Here is a 2,524-nt window from a genome sequence, read left to right on the forward strand (position 1 = left end):
GCATCGAACTCGGCGAGATCGAAGCCAAACTCACCACCCACCCCAACGTCAAAGACACCGTCGTCACCACCACCGACAACCACCTCACCGCATACCTGGTCCCGGAGCTCTCCCCCGACGCAGACGGCAAAGGCGACGTTGAGCGCGTCAGCGAATGGGCAAACGTCTTCAACGCCATGCGCTCCGAAGTTGGCGTGATCGGGGACGACTTCGACACAACGGGGTGGATCAGCACGTACACCGGCACTCCCATCCCGGACGAGGCGATGCGCCTCTGGGTCGACGAGACCGTGCGCCGCATCACGGAATGCTCGCCGGCACACGTCCTGGAGATCGGCTGCGGCACGGGCCTGCTCGCGACGCGTATCGCCCCGAGGGCGCATTACACCGGTATCGACGTCTCCACCGAAACACTCGCTACCCTTCAGGCCTTCTTCGACGCCCGCCCGGAATACGCGGGCCGGGTACGCCTGCTGCACCGGGACGCCCGCGACCTCACGGATGTCGGGGACGCCAGTGTCGACTGCGTCGTCGCGAACTCCGTCTCCCAGTACTTCCCGAGCGGCGCATACCTGATGGACGTACTCCGCGAAGCCGCTCGGGTGCTGTCCGATGGCGGCACCCTGTTCGTCGGCGATGTCCGCGACCTGCGTCTGCTGCGCGCCTTCCACACCTCGGTGGAGCTGTTCCAGGCGTCCGCCACGGACCCGGTGGAGGATGTCACGGTCCGGGTCGCTGAGCGGAGCCGGCAGGAACGCGAGCTGGCCATATCGCCCGACCTCTTTCGCGGATTGCGGGGACTCGGGTTCGGCTTGGTGAGCGTGCTGCCCAAGGCCGGAGACCCCGCTACGGAAATGGCGGATTACCGGTACGACGTGATCCTGCGCAAGTCTCCCGCCATGGCCCAGGCTGCAACACCAGGGAGCATCATGGAACTGGACTGGCAGCCCGTGGCCGCCACGAGGGACCTGCGCACGGTCCTCCAGGAAGCCGACGCTCATGAAACCACCGCCGTAGTCCTGCGTGGTGTACCGAATCCGCGTCTCGGCCGGGACCTTCAAGCCGTCAGTCTCCTGGAGAGCTGCTCGGCGCGGACCGCCGGAGAAGTGGCGGAGAGCGAATCGGCGGTCGACGGGTTCCGTACGGACGACCTCCGCGCCCTGGCCCACGACACGGGGTGGCTGATCGAAGCCCGAGTGGCCGAGACGCCGGGCGAGGCCGACATCGTGTTCTACCGGGGTGGTATGCCTGCCCCTCTGATCGAGGAGTGCTCCGCCAGGGATCTGGACGGCGGGGTGACCGACCTGGTGAACCGGCCGGCTTCACCGGAGCTCGCCTCGCGGCTGGTCGAATCGGTTCGGGAGCACCTGGCCGGGACGCTGCCCTCGTACATGCTGCCGGAGCGGTATGTCCTGCTCGAGTTCCTGCCCCTATCGGCGAACGGGAAAGTCGACCGCACCCGGCTTCCGAAACCGAACGTCGAGGGCACGGCTGTGCAGGCCGAGGAAGGGGCCGGTCCGCGCAACCTGCGTGAGGAACGCCTGGCCGCTGTCTGGTGCGACGTGCTCGGCGGTCAGACCGTCGGCATCCACACCGACTTCTTCCAAGCCGGCGGTGACAGCCTGCTGGCGGTCCGGACCGCGGCGGCGGCTGCCTCGAACGGGCTGCCGCTGACGGCCAGCGACATCTTCGCGCACCCGACCATCGCCGCTCAGGCCGCGATCCTGGCCACGCGCGACCCCGCGGCAGAAGGGCAGGAGACAGCGCTCCTCCGGCTCGTGGCCGATCCAGCGGCCCGCTTCGAGCCGTTCGGGCTGACGGATCTGCAGCAGGCCTATCTGCTGGGCCGCGGGGGATTCTTCGCCCTGGGCAACGTACCGGCCGCCTTCTACGCCGAGATCGACGCCGTCTCACTGGACGTGGACCGGCTGGAGCGGGCCTGGAACACGGTCGTGGCACGGCACGACATGCTGCGTACCGTCTTCACCGACGACGGCCGCCAGCAAGCCCTGGCCGACGTACCCATCTACCGATTCGCCCGCCACGATGTCCGCAACACCCAGAACACCGAGCGGGAAGCACACCTGACCGCCCTCCGCGAGGAGATCGCCGGCCGGGTCCGCGAACCGGCACAATGGCCCCTCTTCGAGATCGCCACGACCCGCCTGGACGACGAACACACCCGAATCCACATCGCGATCGACCTCCTCATCGCCGATGGAGCCACGCTCGGCCGGATCGTCCACGAGTGGAGCGCCTTTCACCACAATCCCGGTGTTGAAATGGCGTGTCCCGCCATCACGTTCCGGGACTATGTGCGGGCGTTGGAGGATGTGGAGGAGACGGAGGCCTTCGCACGGGCGCGTGACTACTGGCTGACCCGACTCCCCGAGCTCCCCCCTGCCCCCGAACTGCCACTGCGTACCGCACCCGAGACACTCCCAGCAGCCCGCTTCACCTCACGCTCCCTCGCCCTCACCCCCGAACAGTGGACCAGCCTGCGCCAACGCGCCCTGCGCAACGG

1 protein-coding gene is annotated in these 2,524 nt (G+C 68.1%); it reads left to right on the forward strand.

Features of this window, described 5'->3' with window-relative positions:
• On the forward strand, nucleotides 1-2,524 hold a 2,524-nt coding region (locus ABZ078_RS44300; RefSeq protein WP_356584360.1), incomplete at both ends, for a condensation domain-containing protein.

It is taken from the genome of Streptomyces sp. NPDC006385, assembly GCF_040612485.1.
GTDB lineage: Bacteria > Actinomycetota > Actinomycetes > Streptomycetales > Streptomycetaceae > Streptomyces.